The 26,587-nt window shown below is 35.5% G+C and carries 20 protein-coding genes; 17 read left to right on the top strand and 3 right to left on the bottom strand.

The genetic code is table 11. From position 1 onward, the window contains the following. Positions 1 to 77 precede the first annotated feature (77 nt). The 9 genes from E0F91_RS13185 to E0F91_RS13145 all read left to right on the top strand — a co-directional run bounded on the left by E0F91_RS13185 (position 78) and on the right by E0F91_RS13145 (position 12,599). On the top strand, positions 78 to 1,499 hold the full coding sequence (locus E0F91_RS13185) for an alpha-1,2-fucosyltransferase (protein ID WP_132066927.1): 1,422 nt from the start codon (positions 78 to 80) through the stop codon (positions 1,497 to 1,499). Positions 1,500 to 1,501: 2 nt separating this feature from the next. Next, positions 1,502 to 2,893 carry a glycosyltransferase family protein gene (locus E0F91_RS13180; protein WP_132066926.1) on the top strand — a complete coding sequence of 464 codons (1,392 nt, stop codon included), beginning with the start codon at positions 1,502 to 1,504 and terminating at the stop codon, positions 2,891 to 2,893. Continuing rightward, complete coding sequence (locus tag E0F91_RS13175) at positions 2,890 to 3,969, top strand: glycosyltransferase family 4 protein (protein ID WP_243698905.1); 1,080 nt, start codon at positions 2,890 to 2,892, stop codon at positions 3,967 to 3,969. The genes E0F91_RS13180 and E0F91_RS13175 overlap by 4 nt, the downstream gene beginning before the upstream one ends. A gap of 19 nt (positions 3,970 to 3,988) precedes the next feature. Beyond that, positions 3,989 to 5,422, top strand: coding sequence for an MBOAT family O-acyltransferase (locus E0F91_RS13170; RefSeq protein ID WP_132066925.1), 1,434 nt, complete (start codon positions 3,989 to 3,991; stop codon positions 5,420 to 5,422). Positions 5,423 to 6,181: 759 nt separating this feature from the next. Beyond that, entirely contained in the window at positions 6,182 to 7,087 is a 906-nt protein-coding gene (locus E0F91_RS13165; protein ID WP_132066924.1) for a hypothetical protein, read from the top strand. A 63-nt stretch (positions 7,088 to 7,150) separates the two neighbouring features. Beyond that, complete coding sequence (locus E0F91_RS13160) at positions 7,151 to 8,401, top strand: glycosyltransferase family 4 protein (RefSeq protein WP_132066923.1); 1,251 nt, start codon at positions 7,151 to 7,153, stop codon at positions 8,399 to 8,401. A 133-nt stretch (positions 8,402 to 8,534) separates the two neighbouring features. Continuing rightward, positions 8,535 to 10,082, top strand: coding sequence for a glycosyltransferase family 2 protein (locus E0F91_RS13155; protein WP_132066922.1), 1,548 nt, complete (start codon positions 8,535 to 8,537; stop codon positions 10,080 to 10,082). Positions 10,083 to 10,085: 3 nt separating this feature from the next. Further along, on the top strand, positions 10,086 to 11,084 hold the full coding sequence (locus E0F91_RS13150) for a glycosyltransferase family 2 protein (protein ID WP_132066921.1): 999 nt from the start codon (positions 10,086 to 10,088) through the stop codon (positions 11,082 to 11,084). Between the two features lie 417 nt (positions 11,085 to 11,501). Continuing rightward, the gene (locus tag E0F91_RS13145) at positions 11,502 to 12,599 is read left to right on the top strand and encodes a glycosyltransferase family 4 protein (protein WP_132066920.1); all 1,098 of its coding nucleotides are present in this window, start codon (positions 11,502 to 11,504) and stop codon (positions 12,597 to 12,599) included. Positions 12,600 to 13,222: 623 nt separating this feature from the next. On the opposite strand, the gene E0F91_RS13140 is transcribed toward E0F91_RS13145, so the two are convergent. Then, positions 13,223 to 13,972: a hypothetical protein gene (locus E0F91_RS13140; RefSeq protein WP_132066919.1), complete on the bottom strand. Its 750-nt coding sequence runs from the start codon at positions 13,970 to 13,972 to the stop codon at positions 13,223 to 13,225. A gap of 39 nt (positions 13,973 to 14,011) precedes the next feature. On the opposite strand from E0F91_RS13140, the gene E0F91_RS17770 reads away from it, so the two are divergent. The 6 genes from E0F91_RS17770 to E0F91_RS13115 all read left to right on the top strand — a co-directional run bounded on the left by E0F91_RS17770 (position 14,012) and on the right by E0F91_RS13115 (position 22,230). Next, positions 14,012 to 14,155, top strand: coding sequence for a hypothetical protein (locus E0F91_RS17770; protein WP_165930134.1), 144 nt, complete (start codon positions 14,012 to 14,014; stop codon positions 14,153 to 14,155). Positions 14,156 to 14,885: 730 nt separating this feature from the next. Then, entirely contained in the window at positions 14,886 to 15,098 is a 213-nt protein-coding gene (locus E0F91_RS13135) for a hypothetical protein (RefSeq protein ID WP_132066918.1), read from the top strand. A 166-nt stretch (positions 15,099 to 15,264) separates the two neighbouring features. Continuing rightward, a complete protein-coding gene (locus E0F91_RS13130; protein WP_132066917.1) occupies positions 15,265 to 16,386 on the top strand; it encodes a glycosyltransferase family 4 protein in 1,122 nt (373 codons plus the stop codon). 960 nt (positions 16,387 to 17,346) lie between these two features. Beyond that, positions 17,347 to 18,426, top strand: a complete 1,080-nt coding sequence (locus E0F91_RS13125; protein WP_132066916.1) for a glycosyltransferase family 4 protein — start codon at positions 17,347 to 17,349, stop codon at positions 18,424 to 18,426. Further along, positions 18,423 to 19,769, top strand: coding sequence for an O-antigen ligase family protein (locus E0F91_RS13120; RefSeq protein ID WP_132066915.1), 1,347 nt, complete (start codon positions 18,423 to 18,425; stop codon positions 19,767 to 19,769). Before E0F91_RS13125 ends, E0F91_RS13120 begins: the two co-directional genes overlap by 4 nt. A 1,066-nt stretch (positions 19,770 to 20,835) precedes the next feature. Further along, positions 20,836 to 22,230, top strand: a complete 1,395-nt coding sequence (locus E0F91_RS13115) for a sugar transferase (RefSeq protein ID WP_132066914.1) — start codon at positions 20,836 to 20,838, stop codon at positions 22,228 to 22,230. Positions 22,231 to 22,644: 414 nt separating this feature from the next. On the opposite strand, the gene E0F91_RS13110 is transcribed toward E0F91_RS13115, so the two are convergent. Continuing rightward, entirely contained in the window at positions 22,645 to 23,784 is a 1,140-nt protein-coding gene (locus E0F91_RS13110; RefSeq protein WP_132066913.1) for a lipoprotein N-acyltransferase Lnb domain-containing protein, read from the bottom strand. A 225-nt stretch (positions 23,785 to 24,009) separates the two neighbouring features. Beyond that, on the bottom strand, positions 24,010 to 25,080 hold the full coding sequence (locus tag E0F91_RS13105) for a putative type IX sorting system protein PorV2 (protein ID WP_481797692.1): 1,071 nt from the start codon (positions 25,078 to 25,080) through the stop codon (positions 24,010 to 24,012). A 474-nt stretch (positions 25,081 to 25,554) separates the two neighbouring features. Between E0F91_RS13105 and E0F91_RS13100 the strand changes: the two genes are divergently transcribed. Both E0F91_RS13100 and E0F91_RS13095 read left to right on the top strand, forming a co-directional pair. Then, positions 25,555 to 26,271: a CDP-alcohol phosphatidyltransferase family protein gene (locus E0F91_RS13100; protein ID WP_132066981.1), complete on the top strand. Its 717-nt coding sequence runs from the start codon at positions 25,555 to 25,557 to the stop codon at positions 26,269 to 26,271. Between the two features lie 94 nt (positions 26,272 to 26,365). Beyond that, positions 26,366 to 26,587 (top strand): DUF4372 domain-containing protein (locus E0F91_RS13095; protein WP_132066912.1); only part of this gene is annotated, 222 nt, incomplete at its 3' end.

Genomic DNA, 26,587 nt, shown 5'->3' with positions numbered 1-26,587 from the left:
TGATTCATGTTGCAATTATGAAAGCAAATACTGTAGTAAGAGATAAATTATCAAAAAAAGTTTAGACAATTAAACCAATGCTTACATTTTTAAAATTAGGATCAAAAGGTAATTTAGGAAACCAATTATTTCAGATATCTTCTGTTATTGGATTGGCATGTAAACACAAACATGATTTTGCATTTCCATATTGGAAATATGAATGTTATTTTGATGAAAAATTACCATTGTTAGTTTCAAATATTAAAAATAGATTGGTTGAAAAAAAATTTTCATACCATGATTGGGAAATTGAAAATGAGGACTATAATATTGATGGCTGGTTACAGTCAGAAAAATATTTTTCTAATCATTTAACAAAAATATATTTTAATTTTGAATATGACTTCAAACAAAAAATATATAAAAAGTATAAAGTAATTTTCGAGAAGAAAGTAATTTTAATTTCTATAAGAAGAGGAGATTTTACAAATAATCCAGATTTTTATCAGCCGACTTTAAAATACTATTATAGCGCCTTAATTTATTTTTTTAAAGATTGGCAGGATAGAAATATTATTTTTATTTCTGATGATTTAGAATATTGTAAATTTCATTTTGACTTTTTAAAAAATGCATTTTTTGCTACAGATCTTAATGATATTGAACAATTGTGTTTGGGTTCAATGTGTGATGATTTTATTATAAGTAATTCAACGTTTTCTTGGTGGGTGGCTTGGCTAGGTGAAAAAACTAATTCTAGAGTTATTCGTCCTGAACGAAATTTTATCGGACAACTAGGAATGAAATTTGATGAAACTGATTTTTTTCCTGAACGATGGTTAGTTCATTCTTACAAACAATCAAAATTGGAACTAAAAAATGTTGTATTTATTATAAATCTTGATGATAATTTAACAATCAATAAAAAATTTTTAAAAATTTGTTTAAATTATATTTCAGAATATTTTGTAGTGACTATTTTATTGAGATCCAACAAAAAAAAAAAACTACAATTTTTTTTAAAAGAGTATGACTGCAAAAATCAAAATATTATTTATACAGATAAGCCATACCATGAAGCAATAGAGCAACTGATATCAAAAGAATTTGAAATATTTATCAATTGGGATTATAAAATTTTCATACCTGCATTTAGGATATTGTATTCAATTAATCTTATTGAGACACAAAACGAACAAATTGTTGGATTAAGTAATGATAAAATTAAATATTTGCAATGGTATCTGCATAAAGATAATTTTGAAGCTTTTAATGATCTTGGTTCCTTTTTGAATTTTTATTTAAATAAGAATAATAACTTCGCAAAAAAAAATACAATATTTGCTTTTCATAAAAAAAGTAATTGGCGTTCATTTCAAGATTTGGAAATTATAAATATTGAAGGATTTCAATTTTCATTTAATAAGATTTATGGTTTAAGATTAGTTTTCATTTATTTCTTTTCAACAGTAAAAATGTTTATAAAAATGAATATTAAGATGATTATAAAGAAATAGCGATGAAAAAATTAGGCATAGTAATTACAGATGGTGTAGGTTTTAGAAATTATATATTGAGTGATTTTTTGATAGAGGCAGAAAAGACATTTGATGAGGTCGTTATTTTATCTTGTTTGCCAGCTGAAATCTATGCGGATCACATTATAAAATCAAGAATTATTGAGTTACCGGTTTTTATAGAAAAATTCCCCACTTGGTTTTTTAGAAAAGCAAAAGAAGTAGCGCATTTAAAATTACATCAGAACAATAATTTTGGGATAGTAGATAATTACAATGCTAATAGAACGGTCGCAAAAAACCCGCGAGGAATTGCTACTCGGTTTATCTTCAAACTGACGGCGCTATTTTATTCTGAAAATTGTATACAAGGATACAGCAATTGGCAGCAGTTTACTTTTAAAAATTATAATGTTACTAAAGCATACAAAAAGCTGCTTCATGAAGAACAATTTGATTTGTTGTTTTTCACGCACCAACGTCCACCGTTTATCGCTCCTTTGGCGTATCAAGCCCAAAAAATGAAATTAAAAACAGTTTCTTTTATTTTTAGTTGGGACAATCTGGCCTCCAAAGGCAGAATGGCGGCTGAATTTGATTATTTTTTAGTGTGGAGTGATTTGATGAAAAAAGAGTTGTTGCACTTTTATAAAAAAGTGCAAGCCAAAAATATTGAAGTGGTGGGAACACCACAATTTGAGCCTTATGTATTAGATAGATACTACGTTAACAAAGAAGAATTTCTCTTGAAATTTGAGTTAGACCCGTTAAAAAAAATAATTTGTTTTAGCTGTGGCGATAGTTCTACTAGTAAAAATGATGAACTGTATATTGAAACCATTGCAAGTGCCATTTTAGAAAAAAAGATACCAGATGTTACTTTATTGGTTCGAACTTCTCCTGCAGAAGATCCGATTCGATTTGCTTTGGTAGCCGAAAAATTTCCTTTCGTCAAATGGAATTTTCCCAAATGGCATTTGTCCCGCAAAGGACATCAGGAGGAATGGTCACAACGGGTTCCGACAGTTGAAGACGTAAAAGATTTGAGAGGGATATTAAATTATTCCGATTTGAATATCAATATGTTGTCTACGATGAGTTTAGATTTTATGCAATTTGGGAAACCGGTGATTAATACTGTTTTTGGAACTAGTGAAAACGGTCTATACGATGATCAACGTTTTTTGAAGTATGAACATCTGATCCATGTGGTCAATAGTAACGCTACAAAAATAGCTAAGAACGAGAAAGAACTTTTGACTTGTGTAAATGAGTACCTCCAAAACCCCATTTTGGATGAAGCCAATAGAAAAGAACTCTTAGAAATGCAAGTTTCAAAACCGTTAGACGGAACTGGGAAGCGAATTGCTGAAACTTTGTTACAATGGTCTTGAGCGAAAAAAGAATAGCGGTCCTTTGCAATTATGAATTGTTGCCAGAGCGTGTAGGAGGAATGGATCATTTCTTCTGGCGATTTGATGCAGCAGCCAAGCAAAACGGTATTGCGATAGATTGGTTTTTCCCAAATTGCTCGCAGCATGGGGACTATTCTAAATTGACTATTTTGGAGAGTAACGGACAAAATATAGAAATTTTTTTTCTAGAAACGTACAAAAGCAAACCGGTAGTATATACGCATATCATTACCCATTTTATCGAATTATGTACTCCTTTTTTTTATAAAATTAAACAGCTAACGTCGGCTAAAATTATAGTTGTAGATCATAACCCAAGACCCATTTTGGGATATCCTTTAAAAAAGAGACTAGAAAAAAAAGTGAAAGGAATGCTGTTTTCACGCTCTATTGATTTGTTCGTCGGGGTTTCGAATTATTCAAAAAATCAGCTGGTAAAGGAGTTTGGCAAACAAATTAATAAAAAATCTATTGTTATTTTTAATGGACTTGAAATAGATAAATTCAAAAAAAAATCTAATTATGATGTTACAAATAATTTTATAGTTGCTTCACACCTGCGAAAAGATAAAGGAATTCAAGATTTAATTGTTGCAGTTGATAACCTGAAGGAACAATTTAAAACAAATCTTAAAATTGATATTTATGGAGAAGGTTACTTTGAAGAAGAATTAAAAAAAATGATTATTCAATTTTCGCTTACGGCTGTTTTTAGTTTTAAGGGAAGTGTATCTAATCTGAATGAAATTTATTGTAATTATGATTTTTTAATACACCCTTCTCATGGCGAGACATTCTGCTTTTCTGTTATTGAAAGTTTATTAAGTGGCTTACCCGTGATTACTACAAGAGATCAGGGTAATGTTTTGGGATTAGTTGAAGAAAATAAAAATGGCTTTTTATTTGAAGTTGCTAAAACGGGTGAACTGACACTTATTTTACAAAAAATTGTGGCACAAGAGTATCAAATTAATGACTTTTCTGCTAATAATAAAAAGGTGAATGATTTATCTTTAGAAAAAATGGTAGAAAATCACTTAAAAATAATTTACTAAAGCTCAACAATAAGATAAGATGTTTTTCAATTCCTTTGCTTTTGCCATTTTCCTGCCTATTGTATTTCTGCTGTATTGGTTTGTTTTTAATAAAACCAAAAGCACTCAAAATGCAGTACTCATAGTGGCGAGCTATTATTTTTATTCTTGTTGGGATTGGCGTTTTTTATTCTTGCTGGTTTTCTCCACTTTTTTAGATTATTATACCGGTATTAGGATAGAAAAGGCCAAGACCGAACTGGGGCGGAAATTTTGGTTTTGGTTGAGTATCAGTGTGAATCTGGGTTTCTTGGGAATCTTTAAATATTATAATTTTTTTGCCGATTCTTTTTCGCAATTATTGAACGGTTTTGGATTGCAAACCAGTCCTTTATTGCTGAACGTGATTTTGCCGGTGGGAATTTCTTTTTACACTTTTCACGGGTTATCGTATGTCATTGACATTTATTTAAAAAGAATTAAAGCCGAATATAACTTTGTAGATTACTCCCTGTTCGTCAGTTACTTTCCGCTGCTGGTGGCGGGTCCTATAGAGAGAGCGACGCATTTATTGCCACAGGTGAAAGTGAAACGCAGCTTTGACTTTCAAAAAGCTAAAGAAGGCGTTTTTCAGTTTGTTTGGGGCTTAGTCAAGAAAGTAGTCATTGCAGATACTTGCGCTACCTATGCTAACGCGATTTTTGATAATTATGAATCGATGAACTCCTTGTCCCTAATGCTAGGAGCCGTTTATTTTGCTTTTCAGATTTACGGGGATTTCTCCGGTTATTCGGATATGGCATTGGGAATGTCCAAACTGTTTGGGATTGATTTACTTCGCAATTTTAACTACCCTTATTTCTCTAGGGATATTGCTGAGTTTTGGCGTCGTTGGCACATTTCGCTATCGTCTTGGTTTCGGGACTATTTATACATCCCATTGGGCGGGAGCAGTGGCGGTACCGCGATGAAAGTACGCAATACGTTTATCATTTTTTTAGTGAGTGGATTTTGGCATGGCGCCAATTGGACTTTTATTGCTTGGGGTTTTATTAACGCTTTGTATTTTTTGCCGTTATTGCTGTTAAAAAAGAATCGGTCTAATATGGAAACGGTTTCATTATACTGGGATTTTGCTTCAGTTCGCGTATTTTTGAATATCCTCAGCACTTTTGCATTAACGTGCCTCGCTTGGATATTTTTTAGGGCAAAAACAATCGAAGAGGCTTTTGACTACATAAAAAGGATGTTTTCTGACGGTCGATTTGTCTCCCAATATATGGAAAACGAGAGGTATAATTATGAATTACTCGTAATGGTGGCTGTTTTCGTAGTAGTGGAATGGAACAGTAGAACGCACATTGAACCCATTTCTGGGAAGTATTCCTGGTTGAAATTGGGGTTGTGCCTTGCTGCAATTGTTACCTTGGGAACGTATTCCGATTATAAGGAGTTTATTTATTTTCAGTTTTAGGGAGTTGCATTTCCGTTTTGCGCCGACCCTAAAGGGAGCCGAAAATATAGGTGCTTTTGAATACTAGTGTGTCGTCTTTCTTTTTCCCACCCTTTAGGGATGGGGAAGGAAAAAGAAAGTAGGGGAGTTGAGTTTTCGATATGAGAAAAGTTCAAGATTAATACAACTGAGCCTTTTCGAATGTATTTTGATTTCGGTCAGTATCAATTGTCGACGTGACAGGAATGGGTACGATTTCAATTTGAGTCCTTCGTCTACGCTCAAGGATAGCTATAGTCGAGTTGTCAAATCGAGCGCAGTCGAGATTCATTAGGACAAAAAGGCGTCTCGACTGCGCTCGACGTGACAAAACGAGTAGTTTAATTGACAAATCGAGTCCTTCGGCTCCGCTTAAGGATAGTTATAGTTGAGTTGTCAAATCGAGTTGTCAAATCGAGCGCAGTCGAGATTCATTAGGACAAAAAGGCGTCTCGACTGCGCTCGACGTGACAAAACGAGTAGTTTAATTATCAAATCGAGTTCTTCGACTCCGCTCAGGACAAGCTATAGTCGAGCTGTCAAATCGAGTCCTTCGTCTGCGCTCAGGACAAGCTATAGTCGAGATTCATGAGGACAAAAAAGCGTCTCGACTGCGCTCGACGTGACAAAACGAGTAGTTTAATTATGAAAGAGAGTATTCGTCTATAAAAATTACAAAATATCGAGGTATCAAATACTATACATGTAAATAGTAGCATAATAATCCAGAATAAAACAACAATGAAGCAGTTTTTAATTTTTACGGTCAAAACCCTCGTGCTACTGTTTTTACTGTTAGTAGTATTGGATTTTATGTATACGACTGTTTATTTGCAAGCCTCCAATCGAGGGAAAATTGATTATGTTTACAACTCGAAACCAAGAAATTACGATGTGGTCATTTTAGGATCTTCTAGAGCGAATAATCATTTTGTGACGCAATTATTTCAAGAAGAAGGATTGAAAACGTTTAATTATGGCATGAGTGGCGGACATTTATTTGAGGCTTCTTTGTTATTGAAATTGATGGTAGAGCGAAACTATACAATCAAAAATATAATAATTGAAACCGATTTAAATCTCTCCAATGAAGAACGATCTGATGCAGTGGCTGCTAAGTTTTTACCGTATTTACATCAATCAACAGTTGTGAAAAATCATTTCGCTGGGGAGAATGATTTTTGGCAATTGTATTGTATTCCTTTTTATCGCTATGTGAAATTTGATGCTTCCATAGGTTTTCGAGAAATGTATAATAGTATCAAGAGTGAGCCAACGAACACGCTAAAAAATGGAGGTTTTTATGCATTGGGGAATAAAAAAGGAAACATGAAAAATGACATTAGAGCGTTAAAGCCCATTCATAATAAATACTATGAAGAAATCAAGCAAATTTGCGCGAACAATAATATCAATTTGATTGCCGTGATGACGCCGATGTGCAGCAATACAAAGGGATTGGATTATTTTGAAAAGGCAAACAAGATTTATCCTGAAATTCACAATTATGAAAATGCAGTGCAAGGCGACCACTACTTCTCCTCTTGCGGACACATGAATGATGCAGGAGCACGACTGTTTACAGCGACAATTATCAAGGATTTTTTTCCACTAACCAAACCGCTCCAAAGGAAAAGCAGCCAATAGAAGGGGAATAGATTCACAGAAAAATAAAATAATGAAGAGACAACATGCCAACAATATAACACCATGAAGAAAGATAAAAATGTTTCAGCTTGGCTCCCCTCTACTTTAGGAGAGGGGCCAGGGATCAGGAAAATAGCCTTTCTGACTCCTGAATACCCTCACGGCAACACGGGTAGTTCGGGTGGCATTGGTACGAGCATCAAAAACCTCGCAATGGGATTAATCCAAGAAGGGTGTTCCGTTCGTGTTTTGGTCTATGGTCAAAAAGAGGAACGCCTGTTTGACGATAATGGTATTGTTGTGCAGCAGATAAAAAACATAAAATTAAAAGGGCTGTCCTGGTATTTGACCCGCAAAAAACTGGAACGCATTATTAATTCGTTATACCAAAACAAAGAAATTGATTTGGTAGAAGCATCGGATTGGACCGGAATTACCTCTTTTATTACGCCAAAAAAATGCCCAATTGTGATTCGGTTGAACGGCTCAGATACTTATTTTTGTCATTTAGACCAGCGTCCCGTAAAGTGGAGGAACAAATTTCACGAAAAACGAGCCCTTCAAAAAGCAGATGCCTTGCTTTCAGTCAGTCAGTTTACCGCTGATTTGACTAAGGAAGTTTTTGGTTTAAACAAAAAATTCACCATTATCCCTAATGGAATCAACACGGATGTATTTCATAGTGGAGGAACTGATCATACTACCGACACTACTACTCTAGATCCCCCTGCTGGGAGTCGGGGACCGGGGAACATACTCTATTTTGGGAGTCTAATCCGAAAGAAAGGGTTGCTAGAGCTGCCCTTTATATTTAATGAAGTTGTTCGAAAAAGTTCGAATGCCGCGTTAATTTTGGTGGGTAAAGATGTTCCAGATATTATTTCGGGAAATCCTTCCACTTGGAAAATGATGCAGGAGTTGTTTTCTCCAGCTGCATTGCTGAATGTGACTTATTTAGGTGCTGTGCCATATTCTGAAATAAAAAATCAAATTAGTACAGCGACGGTTTGTGTATTTCCTACTTTTGCGGAAGCCTTACCAGTTTCTTGGATTGAAGCGATGGCGATGGAAAAAGCAATTGTCGCCTCAAATATTGGATGGGCGGCAGAAGTGATTGATGATGGAGTCAATGGATTTTTAGTACATCCAAAAGATCATGCTCTTTATGCGGCTAAAATTATTAAGTTGATGGAAGACGATGATTTACAAAAAGAATTCGGATTAGCGGCAAAACTAAAAGTTAGCGAAAAATTCAGTATCCAAAAAGTGGCACAACAGAGTTTACTGTTTTATCAATCTTTTTATAATAAATAGATTTTTTTAGTGTCTTAGAAAAAGCAGTTTGCTATAATTAGCCAAACATACAATGCTACAACAGTAAAAGTAGTAATCAGTAGATTGAGTAATACAAGTCATATAATAATACACGGTTAAGGTATCGATAGAAATGGACAATTTACAATTAAAAGAATATACTACTGCAGCAGGGGAAATCCTTTTGTATGCGGGAAATCCAGATTTTAGACAATTAGAGGTTTTGTCCCAAGGAGCGGGTGATATTTGGCACAGTTCTTTTGAGCAAGGTTATAAAAATGCTTTTCCTGAATTAGTTTATCAAACGGCTGTGTTTTTTTGGTATTTAAATGATTTTGACGGCTTAGATCAATGTGTGAGTTGGAGGGTTAATCCCAATGCTTTTGCCGTTCGAAAATCAGTATGGGAGATTACAAAAGGGTTTGATGTGGACTATGATAATCTTCAAATGCAGGGGTTGGATTATGGTTTTCGATGCATCCGTTTTTTAGGTGTTGTCCCAATGTATGTGAATAATCTGTTTTCAGAAGCAAAAAAAGAAATTGTTTTTATTTCGCAAACGGATCGCCACCTTTTTTTTAGAAAAAATTATAAAATAAGTCATGCTGTTTTTATGATTTTTAGATTAGGCATTTGGAAAATCTCAGAATGGAAGACGTTTTTTAAAATTAAAGGCAATTTTAAAAAACGAAAAGAGGCTTCCATCTTTCCTCCCCGTAAATTAAATGAAGTACAAGGAAACCCTTCTGTAAGTTACATCATTCCTACGATGTTTCGGCAAGAATATACTTTGCAATTATTAAAGGATCTTGCCACTCAAATTTACAAACCGGAACAAGTGATTGTAGTTGATGCTACTCCAAAGGATCAAAGAGACGAAGCACTGTATCAGCAAAATAAATATCCTTTTGACTTGACAGTAATTTGGCAACAATCTAAAGGCAGTTGTAAAGCTAGAAATGAGGCAATAGCGCTATGCTCTGGCGATTATATCGTTTTTGGAGATGATGATATTCGCATACCAGCAGATTTTATAGAAAATCACATTCGATTGTTGCAGACGTATGATGTGGGAGCCTGCAATGGATTAGATATTCGTGCAGAAGTTCACACACAAGATTTAGACGATTTAAAACGAAAATTAGAAAATTCAGATCTCTATGGAAAAATAGTCGGTTGTACTCCTTCATTTAGCAATGCGAATTCTTGTGTAAAAAGAGAATACGTCGAACAGTTAATTGGAAATGATGTCAATTTTGATGGAGGATATGGCGAGGACAGTGATTTTGGTATGTCACTTTCTAAAATTGGAGTTACGGTGTTGTTTAATCCTTTTTCTACTAATTTGCATTTAAAGCCGCCTACAGGGGGGTATCGGTTTTGGGGAAATCAGGCAAAAATAATTGGAAAGAAAAGAAAAAAACAACCTTGGGAACTAGATACACCGGTACGAGGTGTAAAGCCAGTTCCTAGTCCAACTGTAATGTATGGTATTCTGAAGCATTACACCCCAAAACAGCTTATAGAATACAAATACAAACACTTTACGTATTACTTGTTTAGCGGCTCTAGATTGGGAATGTTGTATCGTTTACTACGCATTCCCTATAAAAATAGACAATTTAAGAAATCTCTTTTTTATGCTAGAAAATTAATTAATTTAGGAACTAGACATCAATAAAATATGAAAGTATCGTTAATAGTTTGTACTTACATGCGTCCCGAACCTTTATTAAGATTACTAAAGTCGGTCACGGAACAAACAGTACATCCAGCGGAGATTTTAATTATTGATGGGTCAACTACAGCTGCGACCCAGCAGCTTTTAAATAAAAATAAGTTTAATAATCTTCATTATTATCTGGTTCCTGAATCGCATAGAGGGCTTACCAAACAAAGGAATTATGGAATAACTAAAGTGAATAGAACGAGTGAAATTGTTGCTTTTTTGGATGACGATACCGAATTAACGCCTAATTATTTTCAAGAGTTGGTAAAAACGTTTACTAATGACCCTGCGGTTACTGGAGTGGGCGGAATCGCTTTAAATGAAAATGGTTGGAGTGTCAGTAACCCACATATAAAATACGACAAGTACCGTTATTTTCAATGGGAAGGATATGTTTATAAAGAAGGCCAACGCAATGTATTTCGCAATTATCTCGGTTTGCAATCCAATTTAGGTCCAGGAAAAATGCCAAATTATTCCCATGGTAAAACGTGTGGATTTCCTTCGAACGGAAAAACACATGAAGTTGATTTGTTGGTGGGAATGTCATTCGCCTTTCATAAAAGTGTCTTTGATTCAATTCGATTTTCCACTCATTTTGAAGGCTATGGTTTGTATGAAGATGCTGATTTTAGCATCAGAGCCTTAGCGTTTGGTAAAAACGTAATCAATACTAACTTACAATTGTATCATTATCACGATGCCTCTGGCAGGCCCAACAAATACCAATACGGGAAGATGGTAGTACGAAACGGATGGTATGTGTGGCGAACGAAAAACCCACAGCCAACCTTAGAACATCAGCTAAAATGGCATGCGATTACGATACTTTTGACAGTGATTCGATTTAGCAATACCTTTACAACCAGTAAACGAATGGAAGCCTTTTCGGAGGCCATGGGAAGAACGGTAGGTTGGTGGAGTTTGTGGGTTTCTAAGCCAAAAGTGAAATGAAGTAGCAATCTTTTATTCTGTAACGAACATCTAGAGCGTAAACAGGGATACAAGAAATAGATTTTGATACAAATAAGAACCTAATCGGATTGATATGACGCAATATAAAGAATGCAAGGTTGTTGAAAATACAGTGAAACTACTAAATGTAAAACGGAACTAAGGACGTTGTAACATGCGAATTATCAAGATAAATAGTGTTGCACTTAAACTTTTTTACTAAAGAAAACAGTAGCGCTATTTTTGAAATGAATCAGTTTAAGAATTGTATGGTGGTTGTTAAGAAATTTCCATACGTCGAAATGAAAAGAAAACGATTCTATTTGAATTTTTTGAAATCTCTTTTAAGAAGATACAATGGTTCCACTCTTTATTTAGTAGCCACAAAAAAAGGTTAGTTAGCCACAAATAACAACAATGAAAACAATACTTATAGCCCACAATTACAGTGAAATCTCGTTTTCTGCTATGAGTTATCATTTGGCACAGCATCTTGCCAACTTAGGAAATGAAGTTGTTTTTATCTCTCATGATCCCTATTTTGCAGACAAAATGTCCGTAATAAAAAAGCAAGGTAAAATCACTATTTGTTCTTGGCCAACAAAAAAAAGGCCGACTTCTTTGCGTGATTTTTTTTGGTACGCTAAAATACACTTACACTACAAACCAGACATCATAATTGGACATTTTGTCGGCAGTAACATCACTGTTTCTGTCTCTAAATTTTTGTCTTTAGGCAAAGTTAAGACTTATGAATATTATCACACGCTGAGCGCACAGCTTATGGCGGACCAGAAAAAAACGTCAATCAAACAAAAAGTACTATTTATTAGAAAAAAGATATTTTATAAACTATTGTGCGATGTCATAATCTGCCCTTCGGAATTGGCTAAAGCAGATTTAAAATCATTTTATGGCCTAAATAAGGGATTTGTTCTGTTGAACCCTATGATCGACCGATTTAAAAACAAAATAATTAGTACAGAAGAATCTATTCTCATCTCTTATTTAGGCAGATTAGATCAATCGAAAGGAGTGCTTGATTTAATTGAGGCTTATTTGAGATATAAGGAGAAAGTTAAGTATTCGAAAATCATTTTAAATATTGCTGGGACTGGAAGTCAAGAAATTAAAATTAAAGAACTGGTTAAAAGCAATATGGGAGTTCATTATTTTGGAGGACTTAATTATGATCAAATTGATGCTTATTTAATTAATAGTCATTTTGCGATAATTCCTTCAAAATTTGATAATTTACCTACAGTTGGTCTGGAAGCAATGATGAATCAAACTCCCTTACTAATTTCAAATACCACTGGATTGACTCACTATTTAAATGATGGTGTAGAATGTTTTAAGTTTGACGCGACTATTGACGAAATGGTTTCTTTATTTGCAAAAGTAGAAGATAATTTTAATTCATACCAACAAATGAGCATTGCAGCAAGAAGTACTTTTTTGAATACTTTTAGTATGGATATGTATTGTAAAAATTTTGCTGAAATTATTTTATAAAGTAACCCGTTGGGTGTAATTCAAGCTGTTTAATCAAATAGATTTTAAAATTTTGAAAGGCATTTTACTTTTATAAAGAAAGGCAAAGGTATGTCAACCGAAGAAATGGGTTATCCGGTTCTTTTTTTCTATGTTCCTAAAGGTTCAATTATTTTAAACCGCTGGATATAATTATTTTTTGATGGTTGTTTTTTCGACAGCTCGAGAATTTTCTCCAAAGCTTCGGGAAAAAAATGTATCGAGCATTTCTATAAAACTGAGGAAAAAGAAAATTGTATATAAATCGGTTCTCGCTACACGTAACTTTAAGTATCGGAGCATATCGAGAAGTTTTATTTCGTTTTACTTTACAAAAAACACTTTACTTGACAAGTTCGGGATAAACTAAACTGACGTTTTGAATAATGGCACCCAATGGGTTTTAAAGCAGTATTAAGGATAACTAATAGCACATAATTGCTCGTAATAAGTATAGAAGTAAGAAAGTAAAAGATAATTTAATTCAAAACACTACCATAAAATCCATTAAAGCACCTGATGTTCTGGTTTAGTAAAGGCACAAGAAACAAAAACAGAAAACCTCGCAATACAACGAGGTTTCTAGCTGGCAAGAGGTTTCTTTTTTAAAGGATTTCAACCAAATTCAAGGCATTGTAGTTGCCGCTTTTTAATGAATATTGGATTCCATTGACTTCTTGATAAAATTCAATGAGCAACAAATACAACTGTATCCCTGATCCCGCCGGAACCTGCTCTGGGGTCAAGGTGACCGTAATCAGGTTTTGATCAAGGAGAACATTAGAAATTGGACTGTAGCTTTTGTCAAATATGCCCGTTGCAAAATCCAAATTAATAAAAGCACTGCGGAAACTAACGTGTGTGGCGTTGTTGGGTGTGCTTAATTGTTCTTGAGGAATAAAATCAGTAATGGCAATGGTTCCCGTGTCTGTGGCTACCGTAAAAAGAGTTTGTAATACAGAGGCTAAGGGCGCTTTGATATTAAAATCAAGCCCTTTCAATAGTTGTTTTCCCTCCTCGCTGGCAAGTCCTAAGGCAACGTTTCGCTTGCCTCTGGCCGATACGGTGTCAGAATTTTTAATCGTATTCATCAGCTGCAGCATGCGACTGGATAGTTTGGGGTCTTTCGCCTTGTTCAGTAGTACTCCCGTGGCATCGCGGATCAGTTTTCCTGATTTGGCGTTCAACGCAAACTCGCTTAAATTTTCTCGCGTTCTTGCAAAAGCCGGATCAGTCATGATTCTTTTTTTACTGACGCCTCCTTTGGTTCTCACCATATAGCCATCTTGACTTTTGTAAAACGTTAGCCCATCTAACGTGCCTTCAATTTTGATAATTCCTGCTAATTTGCCCATGATTATTTGTTTTTGGGATTAATAATAGTCAAATGTAGAATGCTTTCACTTGGTGTACAAGGAGTTGGTATCGTTTCGACCGTTTTTGGACTATTGTGTTGTTTTTGTAGAAAGAGTAAGAAAGTAGCAAATGATACGGCAATAAGCACAACCGCACATACGTATCAAAAAGAAGCTAAATAGGGCATAAATACCGTTTTAACCGTTTTCTACCACATCGTAGTTCTCCATTAAAAAAACAAAAGCGAGGAAATCGAAGAGGCGTTAGAGGTACTTTTTAGCTGCAGTGAGGATGCCCCATACCTACCCCGTAGATACCCGCAACATTCCGCAATGAAAATAGCAAGAGGAAGAGGAGCAATTGTATTGATACTAAAGAGGCTATCCGCAATTTGGTTGTCATGCCAAAGAAGAGCTAAAGTTAGTTTCCCTAGCATGGTATAGATAGCCGATACCAGCAATTACAGTGTTATATGGAAACAATGAAAGGGAGAGACAACTCCATTGAACCCCGTCAACAGGTTATGGTGTACATTACACGATCGTAAATAAGTAGTTTTAGGTCCTGTAATGAACAAAGCAGAACTGGTACAACCAGGGATAAATGGCAAATCTTCAGCGTAGTAGTATTAAAAAACAGTGTTTTGAAGAGTAAAACTTACAAATTGAAAGTTTTAATTAAATAGTTATTAACAAATGTAATTAATTTTTTACTTTTTTATCATGTTGATTTAGGTTCGTTTATAGTCGTTTGAACTACTTTTTGACATTTCACTTAGTAGGAAAGGGTTGTTTAGTAGTTAATTGGAAATTTGTATCTTGTTTTTTGTTAATAAGTTAGTTCTTATGGTACGATAGTGTTTGTTAAATTTGTATTTATAAACAATGCAACAGCGTCTAACCAGCACACCCTATGTATAGAATTGTTATTTATCCAAGCGACATCGTGATCCTTACTGGGAAAAGTGAGAGTTATGCTCGTAAGGAAATTCAAAATCTTAAAAAAGAGTTAGACAAAAAACCATGTCAAAAAGTGACCATAAAGGAGTATTGCGTGTACTATGGTTTTGACCTTCATGAAGTGACAGCTGTTTTGTCTAAATTTGAAATAAAACAAGCTTCTTGAAATTGGTTGCGCAAAAAGGGGAATGAATAGCAACATCAGCTTCAGATGTTGTTGACGATGGTATCATTTAGTACTATATTTGTTTTAGGAGTACGAACCGTTTTATCACAAGGATACAAAAGGGACCCCAAGAAGGCTAAATTGCCTCTTTAAACTAAAAGTTAAAATGACATTTGCAATTATTACTCATGTTCCCCATATTGCAAAGGGAACACATTATTATGCCTATGCACCTTATGTGCGCGAAATGAACATTTGGGCAAAGCAGGTTACACAGTTGATTGTTGTGGCACCCATAGTAAAGTCGGAGAAAACAGCAGTGGATAGTGCGTACCACACGCCAGATATTAAATTTATACCCGTTGCTTCTTTTGACCTGCTTAGTGTCAGTGGGCTATTAAAAACCATTTTAAAAATCCCTACCATAAGTTGGCAAATCTACAAAGCCATGCGCGCTGCAGATCACATTCATTTGCGCTGCCCTGGAAATATAGGTTTGTTGGGATGTATTGTTCAAATTTTTTTCCCCAATAAACCCAAAACAGCCAAATATGCTGGTAATTGGGATCCAAAATCAAAACAGCCAAGGACCTACAAATTGCAACAATGGATCTTGAGTAATACATTTTTGACCCGAAATATGCAGGTTTTAGTATATGGAGAGTGGGAGAGAAGCACTAAAAACATAAAACCTTTTTTTACCGCTACCTACACTGAATCAGACAAAGTTCCTATTGCCAACAGAAACTTAAAAGACCCGATTCATTTTGTTTTTGTGGGAGCTTTAGTGGCAGGAAAGAATCCGTTGTATGCCATTCAACTAGTAGAAAGGTTGCTTCAAAAAGGACATCAAGTTCGATTAACGCTATTTGGCGAAGGAAAAGAACGACAACAATTAGAGGATTATTGTACTCAAAACAAGTTAGAAGATTGTATTGTACTGAAAGGAAATCAAACCAAACACACCATTCAAAAAGCGTATCAAGACAGTCATTTTGTGATTTTGCCTTCCCAGAGCGAAGGTTGGCCCAAAGTGATTGCCGAGGGCATGTTTTGGGGTTGCGTTCCCATTGCGACTAAGGTATCGTGTGTTCCTTTCATGTTGGATTATGGAAACCGGGGACTCTTGTTGGACATGAACCTGGAAAAGGATAGTGCAGCAATCGAAAGCCTTTTGAAAGATCAACCTCTTTTTGATCACAAACAGAAAAGTGGAGCAGCATGGTCCAGAGGCTACACCATGGATGTATTTGAAGCAGAAATTAAAAAACTGCTGCTGGATTCCTAAAGTTCTCGCAAAGATTTCCGACACCATGACCATACCTGTCTCTTCCGTTTATCCCGAACTTGTTTCGGGAAGTGTTTTTGGCTTGTAATGAATTTTGCATAATAACCTCAGACTCGTCAAGCCAAAAATGTATCGAGAAATTCTTTTGGTTATAGAGTTTCCGTACATACTTCTGTCATCATCACTATACACGTCTCTTCGTTTATCCCGAACTTGTTTCGGGAAGTGTTTTTGGCTTGTAAAGGGCTTTTCATACTAACCTTAAACCCGTCAAGTCAAAAATGTATCGAGAAGTTCTTTTTATTATAAAAGTTCTCGATACAATTTTTAAAGCAGTCCATTCAATTTAACAAATAAAGTCTAGCTTAGCTTTAAAAACCACTCGAACAGACGTGCGTAACAGACGTTTTAGTTTAACAAATCGAGCTTAGTATTGCTTGTTATTCTGTTTCTCCACATCTCTTTTGTTTATCTCGAACTTGTTTCGGGAAGTGTTTTTGGCTTGTAATGGGCTTTTCATACTAACCTCAAAATTGTCAAGTCAAAAATGTATCGAGAAGTTCTTTTTGTTATAAAAGTTCTCGGTACAATTTTTAAAGCAGTCCATTCAATTTAACAAATAAAGTCTAGCTTAGCTTTAAAAACCACTCGAACAGACGTGCGTAACAGACGTTTTAGTTTAACAAATCGAGCTTAGTATTGCTTGTTATTCTGTTTCTCCACGTCTCTTCCGTTTATCCCAAACTTGTTTCGGGAAGTGTTTTTGGCTTTTCATAGAATTCTCTAACCTGAACAAAAACTCATCAAGCCAAAAATGTATCGAGAAGTTCTTTTCGTTATAAAGTTTTCGATACAATTTTTAACGTACGGCATTTAGTTTAGCAAGGAAGGTTTAGTTTTGCTTTAAAAACCTTTTGTTGTAAAATAACAACTAGTTTAATTAAAAAACGGCAAGAATACATGCGTATTATTCAAATTATCGATTCTTTGGAGGCAGGTGGCGCGGAGCGTATGGCGCTTCACTACGCTAATGCCTTGGCGCAACAAATTGACTTTTCAGGCTTGGTAGTAACCCGAAAGGAAGGGCCTCTTCTAAATCAGATTGAGTCGCAAGTTTCGTATTTATTTTTAAATAAAAAACGATCGCTAGATTTTGGGGCCTTAATGAGATTGAGAAGCTATGTAAAGAAAAATAAAATTACAATTGTTCACGCGCATAGTACTTCTTTTTTTTTGGGATTTTTATTGAAAGTAACCTGTCCTTCGGTGCAATTAATTTGGCACGATCACTATGGAGATAGTGAGTTTTTAGCTAATAGACCCATCCGTGCATTAAGACTAACAATTCCTTTTTTTAATGGAATAATAGCGGTAAACCAAAATCTTAAAGAGTGGAGCGAACAAAAATTACGGGCTAGAAATGTCCTTTTTCTTCCAAATTTTCCAGCTACTGAGAAAAGTATCGTCGCACAAACTGTTTTGAAAGGAAAAGCAGGAAAGCAGATTGTCTCTTTAGCCAATTTAAGAGTACAGAAAGATCATTTTTTAGTATTGGAAGTGGCCAAAAAGCTAAAAGGTTCTCATCCTGAGTGGACGTTTCATTTGGTTGGTAAAGATTTTGAAGATGCCTATTCTCAAAAAATTAAGGCTTTAATTAGTGCTTTTGATTTAGAAAAAAATGTGTTTCTTTACGGCACCAAACCAGATATCGGAAATATTTTAGAGCAAGCGGCTATTGGAATTCTGACCTCTCAATCGGAAGGGTTGCCCGTTTCGCTGTTGGAATACGGATGGTACAAGAAACCGGTGGTAGTAACTAATGTAGGAGAAATAGCGTCTTTGGTTGAAAACGAAATAAATGGATTTCTTGTTGGGGCACAACAGTCTCAATTGTTTTATGACTCCATAGTGAAATTGATCCAAAACGAGAGGCTACGGAGTAATTTTGGTGTGGCGCTCCACGAGGCGGTTGTTAAAAATAATTCAAAAGAGGCTGTCGTGAAACAGTATATAAATTGGTTGCAAAATTGTTGTAAATGAAAAAAGAGGATCAATCCTATCTCTATTTAATTCTTTTCCATTTGTTTATTGGTGCATTGGGCTTTTTACTGCCTTTTACAGCAAAAATTTATGGATACTCCATTTTTATTTTTGGAGTTTATTACATCATCAAAAAACAAAATAGAAATAATGAAGCACTGATTGCAGCTGCTTATGTCGTAGGAAGTGAAGTTTTTTTGAGAATGACGGGAGGAAATCCTTTATATGAGATTTCTAAATATGGGGTGATGGTCTTTATTTTAATAGGGATGTATTACAGCGGTTTCTCTAAAGGAGCAGTGCCCTATTGGATCTTTTTATTGTTGCTCGTTCCTAGTGTGGTGATCAGCGTCTTTGTGTTGAATTTTGATACGGACATTCGGAAAGCAATCGCGTTTAATATATCAGGCCCCGTTTGTCTCGGATTAGCTTCGCTGTACACGTTTCGGCGCAAAATTGCCTTAGAAGAGATAAATAGGATTTTGCTCAGTATGGGATTACCAATTATTACCTGTATGGTGTATTTAACTTTCTATACGCCAAATGTGCAGGAGGTGATTACGGGTACAGAATCTAATTTCCAGACCTCTGGGGGCTATGGTCCCAATCAGGTGGCAACCATTTTAGGTTTAGGGATGTTTATCTTTTTTTCCAGAGTAATCTTAGACTCAAAATCAAAATTCCAAATTATAATCAATCTCATCATTGCCTTAAATATCACCTATCGCGGGATGTTGACTTTTTCCAGAGGGGGTATGATTACTGGATTTTTAATGATTGTATTGTTGGTCGTGTTTTTGTATTTCAAATCTAATTTTGGAGGAAGGGTAAAATTGAATTACATTATTACACTCGTCGTATTTGCTTTGATGGCTACTTGGACCTACACTTCATTTCAAACCGGAGGTCTGATCAATAAAAGATACTCAAATCAAGATGCTGCTGGAAGAGTCAAACAAAGCCAATTTACCGGACGGGAAGATGTAGCCCAAAATGAGATTAACACCTTCTTGAAGAATCCTATTTTTGGTGTTGGAGTCGGCAAAGGTGCCGAAGTTCGAGAGGATGAAACGGGAATCAAAGTATTGTCTCATGATGAAATTACCCGCATGCTTGCGGAACACGGCTCATTAGGAATAGTAGCGTTACTGATTTTGTTTTTTACGCCCTTGGTGCTGTATTTAGAAAATAAATTCAACATGTTTCTCTTGTGTTTTGTGGCCTTTTGGTTTTTAACGATCAATCACGCTGCCATGCGTACCGCAGCTCCCGCTTTCGTTTACTCGCTATCATTACTAAATGTGCAGTTGGGATTTCCAGTTAGAAAAAAGGCCATGAATTAAAAGCAGACTAGTATTTAAGTTTCATATGATCCACAATTGAAACGCAATCACATATTAAGTTCGTCTCGAAATGAAATTCTGCTCCTTTCTTTTTTCTCCCTTTAGGGCTGAGGCCAAAAAAAGAAAGTTGCCATTTTCCAATCCTCAAAACCTGTTACAAAGAAAGTAGTCTCTCTTTTTTCTCCCTTTAGGGCTGGGGCCAAAAAAAAGATACTCAAGGCTATTTTCCAATCCTCAACCCGTGTAACAAAGAAAGAATTTGTTCTTTTTTCTCCCTTTAGGTCTGGGGCCAAAAAAAAGAAAGAAAGTTGCTATTTTCCAATCCTCAAACCGTGTTACAAAGAAAGTAGTCTCTCTTTTTTCTCCCTTTAGGGCTGGGGCAAAAAAAAAGAAAGAAAGTTGCTATTTTCCAATCCTCAACCCGTGTAACAAAGAAAGTATTCCTTCTTTTTTCTCCCTTTAGGGCTGGGGCAAAAAAAAAGAAAGAAAGTTGCTATTTTCCAATCCTCAACCCGTGTTACAAAGAAAGTAGTCTCTCTTTTTTCTCCCTTTAGGGCCGGGGCCAAAAAAAAAGACACCCAAAGCTATTTTCCAATCTACAAACCGTGTTACAAAGAAAGTATTCCTTCTTTTTTCTCCCTTTAGGGCTGGGGCAAAAAAAAAGAAAGTTGCTATTTTCCAATCCTCAAACCGTGTTACAAAGAAAGTAGTCTCTCTTTTTTCTCCCTTTAGGGCCGGGGCAAAAAAAAAGATACTCAAGGCTATTTTCCAATCCTACAAACCGTGTAACAAAGAAAGTAGTCTCTCTTTTTTCTCCCTTTAGGGCTGGGGCCAAAAAAAAGACACCTAATATTGTTTTTACAGTCAAGCCGTAATCTTCAAATTCAGCAGTAAATACAAGCCTACTGTAAAATAAATAGCTTGTTTGAAAGGTATTTCATTGGTCATTCGCGAACAGAATGAAATTACAGCACTAAAATGCAAAATTTGTTAAAAAATTTAACATATCTTAAATTTTCTTCGGGACAAAAACATTAAATTGCACCCTTATTAGTAAAGACCTGCCATGTTTTCAGTTGACAAAATGCATTTTGAAATATCAGAGCGAAAGATGATTCTTCGACTTTTTGATGTTCTGTTCGTTTTGACGGCTTTATATGTAACCGGAAATGTATTTGCGTTTGACTATTTTGCGATTTCTGCCACTAATTATTACTGGACTATCGTTTTGGCGATCTACATTAATATATTTGGTACTATTTTCGAAATGTACAATCTTCAAGTGGCCAGCAACCAATTTCAAGTATTAAAAAGTACCCTTATTACTGTTTCTACAACCGTTTTAGTGTATTTGTTAACACCGTTTTTTTCGCCACAATTGCCTTCCAACCGTCTTCAAATCCTATTGTTTTTTATCGTTATCTTTTTGGCTTTATTTACGTGGCGCATGCTGTATGTTACCTTTTTGGCATCGCATCGATTTTTTCAAAAAGCCATATTAATTTGTGATCAGGAACAAGTGCAGGAGTTAATTTTAGGATTGGAAAATATCGATCCCCATTACAAGATAATTGGCTTTGTCAATACCGATGACAGTGAAGAAGATATCGAAGAATATCATTATGTACAACACATCAAACGAGAGGATTTGTTTTCTTTTGTAAAAGAAAATGGGATTTCTGAAATTGTGATTGCCTCACAGAAAACAGAGGGAATTACACCTGATTTATACCAACAATTATTGCATTTGCTAGAGTCGGGAAATATCATTCGGGAATATACACAAGTCTATGAGAGTATGACCCAGCGCATCCCCGTACAGTATATGTCTCGGGATTTTTATCGTTTTTTTCCTTTTAGCAGAAGCAATCAAAATAAATTGTACTTGCTTACTGCACGGCTTTTTGAGATTACCGTTTCACTGGCAGGTCTGGTGATAGGCCTGTTCCTGTTTCCGCTTATTTTGGTGGGCAATGCCATAGGAAATAGAGGGCGTTTATTTTATACACAGCAACGCGTTGGTAAAGATGGAGTTGTTTTTGAAATCTTGAAATTTCGTACGATGGTGAAAAATGCCGAAAGGAACGGAGCTGTTTTTACCGTTACTAATGATTCCAGAGTGACTGTTTTTGGACGGTTTTTACGTAAAACCCGAATAGATGAGTTTCCTCAATTCATTAATATATTAAAAGGCGATATGGCAGTCATAGGACCGCGTCCAGAACGCCCCTTTTTTGTAAAAGAAATTGCTGAAATAATGCCTTTTTATGAAACGCGACACATTATTAAACCAGGACTTACTGGTTGGGCACAAGTCAATTACTCGTATGGAGAAACAATCAACGATAGTCTGATTAAGCTACAATACGACCTGTATTATATCAAGCACCGTAGTATTTATTTGGATTTAAATATTGCTTTTAAAACCATAACCACGGTTTTATTTTATAGGGGACAATAAGAATTGCAGCACCATAAAGTACTTCTTTTTGCCTCAGGGTTATCTTGATTTAAGGTGTAAATTAAATGGATCGGGTGTAGTATACAATCTGAAACAATTTCTAGCAGATGTCTTTCGGAGAAAATAGCAAAACAGTATGGACCAGTCTTCCATAGCGTTTATAACTAAGTACTTTTCGTAGCTCTCGCTTTACTTGCTATAAAAAATGCCTCCAGTTTATAGCTTACAAAATCAGTGCTAATCGGTGAATCAGATACAAATTGTACTGATGGATCAGAATCCAACTTCTTAAAATTGTAGTCTATCCTCTCAATCTATCCACTTGCAGACCCTTGGTTCAACTTAAAAAGGAACCCATTAGTGTTTAAAAAAACAACCACAATTAAGCAAAAAGCAAATTATAAGAAGGTGTTCTTAAATTACAATGGGAATGCGTTTTTTATTTTGAATCGCCAGTCTGACTAAAAGTATACCGCTTGTAACGACCAAGGGTAAAACCAAAATCAGATGGGCCTTATTAATGATCAAAAAGAAATAGACTACTAACGAGAGCAAATTAAATAAAGCTAATTGATAGATTCCTTTTTTATTTTTTGTCCAATAAAAATAAAGAAGACCCAATAGAGTAGGGTTAAACAATAAGATATTGTAGTTGTATCCCAATTCGAGATGGGACGAATAGAACCCTACAAAAGTGAAGAAAAGCCCTATTACTGCTATAAAGCTGAGGTAGAACAAGGCGACGCTTTTCTTATTTAGGAAAATAATGAACAAAAGCAGTAAGATGTACGTGTAGGGATTGTTCCACCAAGAAAAGGGAGCTTCATTTTTAAATTCGATAATCGTTTTACTTTCTTGGGCTAACGGTTGGTTCTCAAAAGAAGCTTTTTTTAGACTTTTTAGCAGTTCAAAAGGCAAGAAGAGCTGCGTTCCCAATTGATCTACTTTTGTGCCAAAGATGATACTGGTTCCTAATTTTTCATAAAAATGTCCGTAAAAATAGGGATACAATATGGTTCTATAGGTAAGGTCAGTATCTGCATTTTTTACAATAGCTGCAGTTCCAAGTGTTTTATTGATGATGGCAACGACCATCGAAGTACAGTTTTTGTCAATAAATTTGTAGGTGTAGTGACTCTCTCCCGAAGCTAAAGAGGTGTTTAAATTGTCAAATAGTTTTTGTTTTAATGGCGTCGCAATGTTGAGTTCCTGTTCATAAACGGATCTTTGTTCATATTGATACTGATTGATGAAATCAGGATAGGAATCCGCTACGGCAAAATACTGCAAGTCTCCTTTTATGAATTTCATCACAAAATTAGGGGTGTTGAAGTCAAAAGCACCATAATTATAAACTACATCAACGGAACTGGTCGTATCCTGAACTCGAATTGCAGTATGTCCAAAAAGAGAGTACGATTCGTTGCCGGTTCCACAGGTAATGACACTGACTTTTGCGTTTTTTGACAATTGGGTGTTTTGTCCGAAACTATAATTGATACTGAAAAAAAGGAGTACTACTAGTATAATTTTTTTTAATAAAGAAGCGTTCATTCGTTGGCAGTTAAAAGGGTAAAAGTTGGTGGTTATCCGTATGAAATAAAATGACCACTATTCTACCGGTGTGTTTTTTATGCAAAGATACTCAAAGAAAGAAAATACACAGACAAAGTTTTCAAGTTATACAGGAAGCCGATGGTATCGCAAAGGGTTCAAATCAAGGTACTGTAAATAGGAGAAGATTCAGCAGCGGTTTTTACTTCCAAAGGTGCTTGTAAATTAGTTTCTAAACATTCCCAAATCAACTTTTACGGAAAAGATATTAGAATACAAAGCCGCACTTTGATTGCCCAAATCGGTCAAAGCATAATCTATTTGGATGCCTTTGTATTTAAAACCCAAACCAATATTGGGTTGGAAACCTACCTTTTGAGTGCTGTCTAATTGCTGTATGTTTTGGAAATTTCCAACGCCCGCTCGAACGAAAACCAAATCAGTGTAACCAAATTCGAATCCCAAAGCTGGATCAATACTAACAAAATCACTAGCAATAACATCATTAGTTCTAGTAAAACGCATGTTCATATTGGCTGCAGCCAAAATGCTATAATCGTACCGAATGATGAATTTCTTAGCGATTCCTAATTGCGCTTTTGGAGCCGTAATCTCCGTACTTTCTGGTAATTCCTGATTTTCTCCGGGAATGGCATTCGCAATTTTCCCATATTCGTCTTCATCTATATTCCACACATTGTACGTTGTGGTGATATCGCGAAGCATCAAACCAAATTGCCAATTGTTTTTTTCGAATTGCAGTCCAAAATCAAAACCAAAGCCCCAAGAATTAGCGAAGTTTCCAATAATCCGCCGAATCACTTTGGCATTGACGCCATATTGAAATCCAGGAACAGGGAGTTTTCGCGCATAAGAAAAAGTAAAGCCATAATCAGCGGTCGAAAAAAGACTAATGCGATTGTAATCGATATTGCCTTGACTGTCTATTAATTCGGTGGTATTTAAAATGTCATCTACCCCAAACCGAATTAACGAAATTCCCCATGCACTGCGATCATCAATTGGGCTGGCATAAGCCAAATAATCATATTGGGCAATGTTAGCAAAATAATTAGCGTGCATCACAGCGACCTGATGGTCTTCCAGTTGGATGAGGCCAGCGGGATTCCAATAGCCAGAATTGACATCATTGGTAGCGGCCACAACGGTATTGGACATACCCAATGCAGCGGCATCAACGCCAATGTTCATAAACTCATTCGAGTATTTCCTGACGGCTTGACTGTACGTTACCGCACTGACCAAAAGTAGCGCTAAGAGTAAACTTTTTTTCAAGGGTATCATTTTACAAGTGGAAAGGCTGTTTAATTTTCATCAAAAATATAATTTTTTACTGAGGTTATTTATTCCTTTTACCAAATAAATCGACAATGGATTAACAATCATCAAATAAAGGGGTTGAAAACACTTTTTATAAGCGCATACTCCTCTTAATGACTGGATTTATTGTCCTTTACTCCGTGAGTCTTTTCATTTCAAAAAAAAGAATTGCGATGACGTAAAGCAGGTATAAAACTTTTTAAAACCCAACTTTCCTGACGACTAGGATTTAAAATAAGGTGGGCTTGCTCTGTAAAATCAAGGGGCTTCACTTACTTTTTATCTTTTTTGAAAAGGGCTTTTTTTGTTTTTTTATTCCCTGTAAAGGGTTGTGTCGTGCGTTTTGGTTAAAATCTCCACTAAAAAACGTTCTTTCGCGCTACTTATTATATTAAATTTGCCAACTTTGGTTCCCTAAACTACTTTATGATGAATATTAAAAAGCATATCCCGAATATAATTACTTTGCTTAATCTTTTTTGTGGCTGTATCGCCTTGGTGTTTGCTTTTAACGAAGACTTTGAGATGGCTTTTTATTTCGTTTGTCTGGGTATATTTTTGGACTTTTTTGATGGTTTTTTTGCTCGATTATTCCACGTTTCCAGTCCGTTAGGATTGCAATTGGATTCTTTAGCTGATATGGTAACCAGTGGAGTAGTTCCAGGTTTAGTGATGTTCCAAATGATGATTAGCCACGCATCGACTGCAGCGGCGGGTCATTTGCAGTTTTTTCCTTATTTGGGATTTATAATTGCGCTGGGCTCTTGCTACCGTCTCGCTAATTTTAATATTGATACCCGTCAAACTGATTCTTTTATTGGCTTGCCTACGCCGGCTAATGCGCTGTTTATTTTAAGTCTGCCTTTAGTTTTAAAATATACCGACTCCATAATTATAGTGGAGCTATTGACGAATCCATGGTTTTTGTTGGTGCTTTCCCTATTAAGTGCTTACATGTTGAATGCTGAAATCCCTTTGTTTTCTTTGAAAATCAAGAAATTTAGTTTCAAAGAAAATGCACTTCAATTTGCCTTTTTACTGGTGTCCCTTTTGTTGTTAGTTTTCTTTCAATACTTGGGAATTCCTTTATTAATTCTTTTTTATGTTTGTTTGTCCGTAGTAAATAACAAAGTACTAAAAAAGTAGTTTTTTAAATGAGAAAACACTGCTATCCGAAAGTCGGAAATTAAAATTGTCTGAGAATCCCTTATTTTTGTTTTGCGAAAAATAAAATAATTTTATGGGACTCTTCAGACGAAACAAAAATAACAATAAACCTTTACTTGGGCAAATATTAGATTTAGTTCCTCGCTGGATTTTGGAATCGTGTATTAAAAAACATCAAAGTGACAAAGGATGTAGCAAATACAAGACTTATGACCAGTTCGTAGCTTTAACTTTCGGACAGCTCAATAAATGCTATACTTTGAGTGATATTTCTACTGGTATAGGGGTTTGTCAG

Origin of the sequence: Flavobacterium sandaracinum (assembly GCF_004349135.1) — a bacterium.
Classification (GTDB): Bacteria; Bacteroidota; Bacteroidia; order Flavobacteriales; family Flavobacteriaceae; genus Flavobacterium; species Flavobacterium sandaracinum.
Note: the sequence above shows the minus strand (reverse complement) of the source record. Positions and strands in the feature narration are given on the sequence as shown.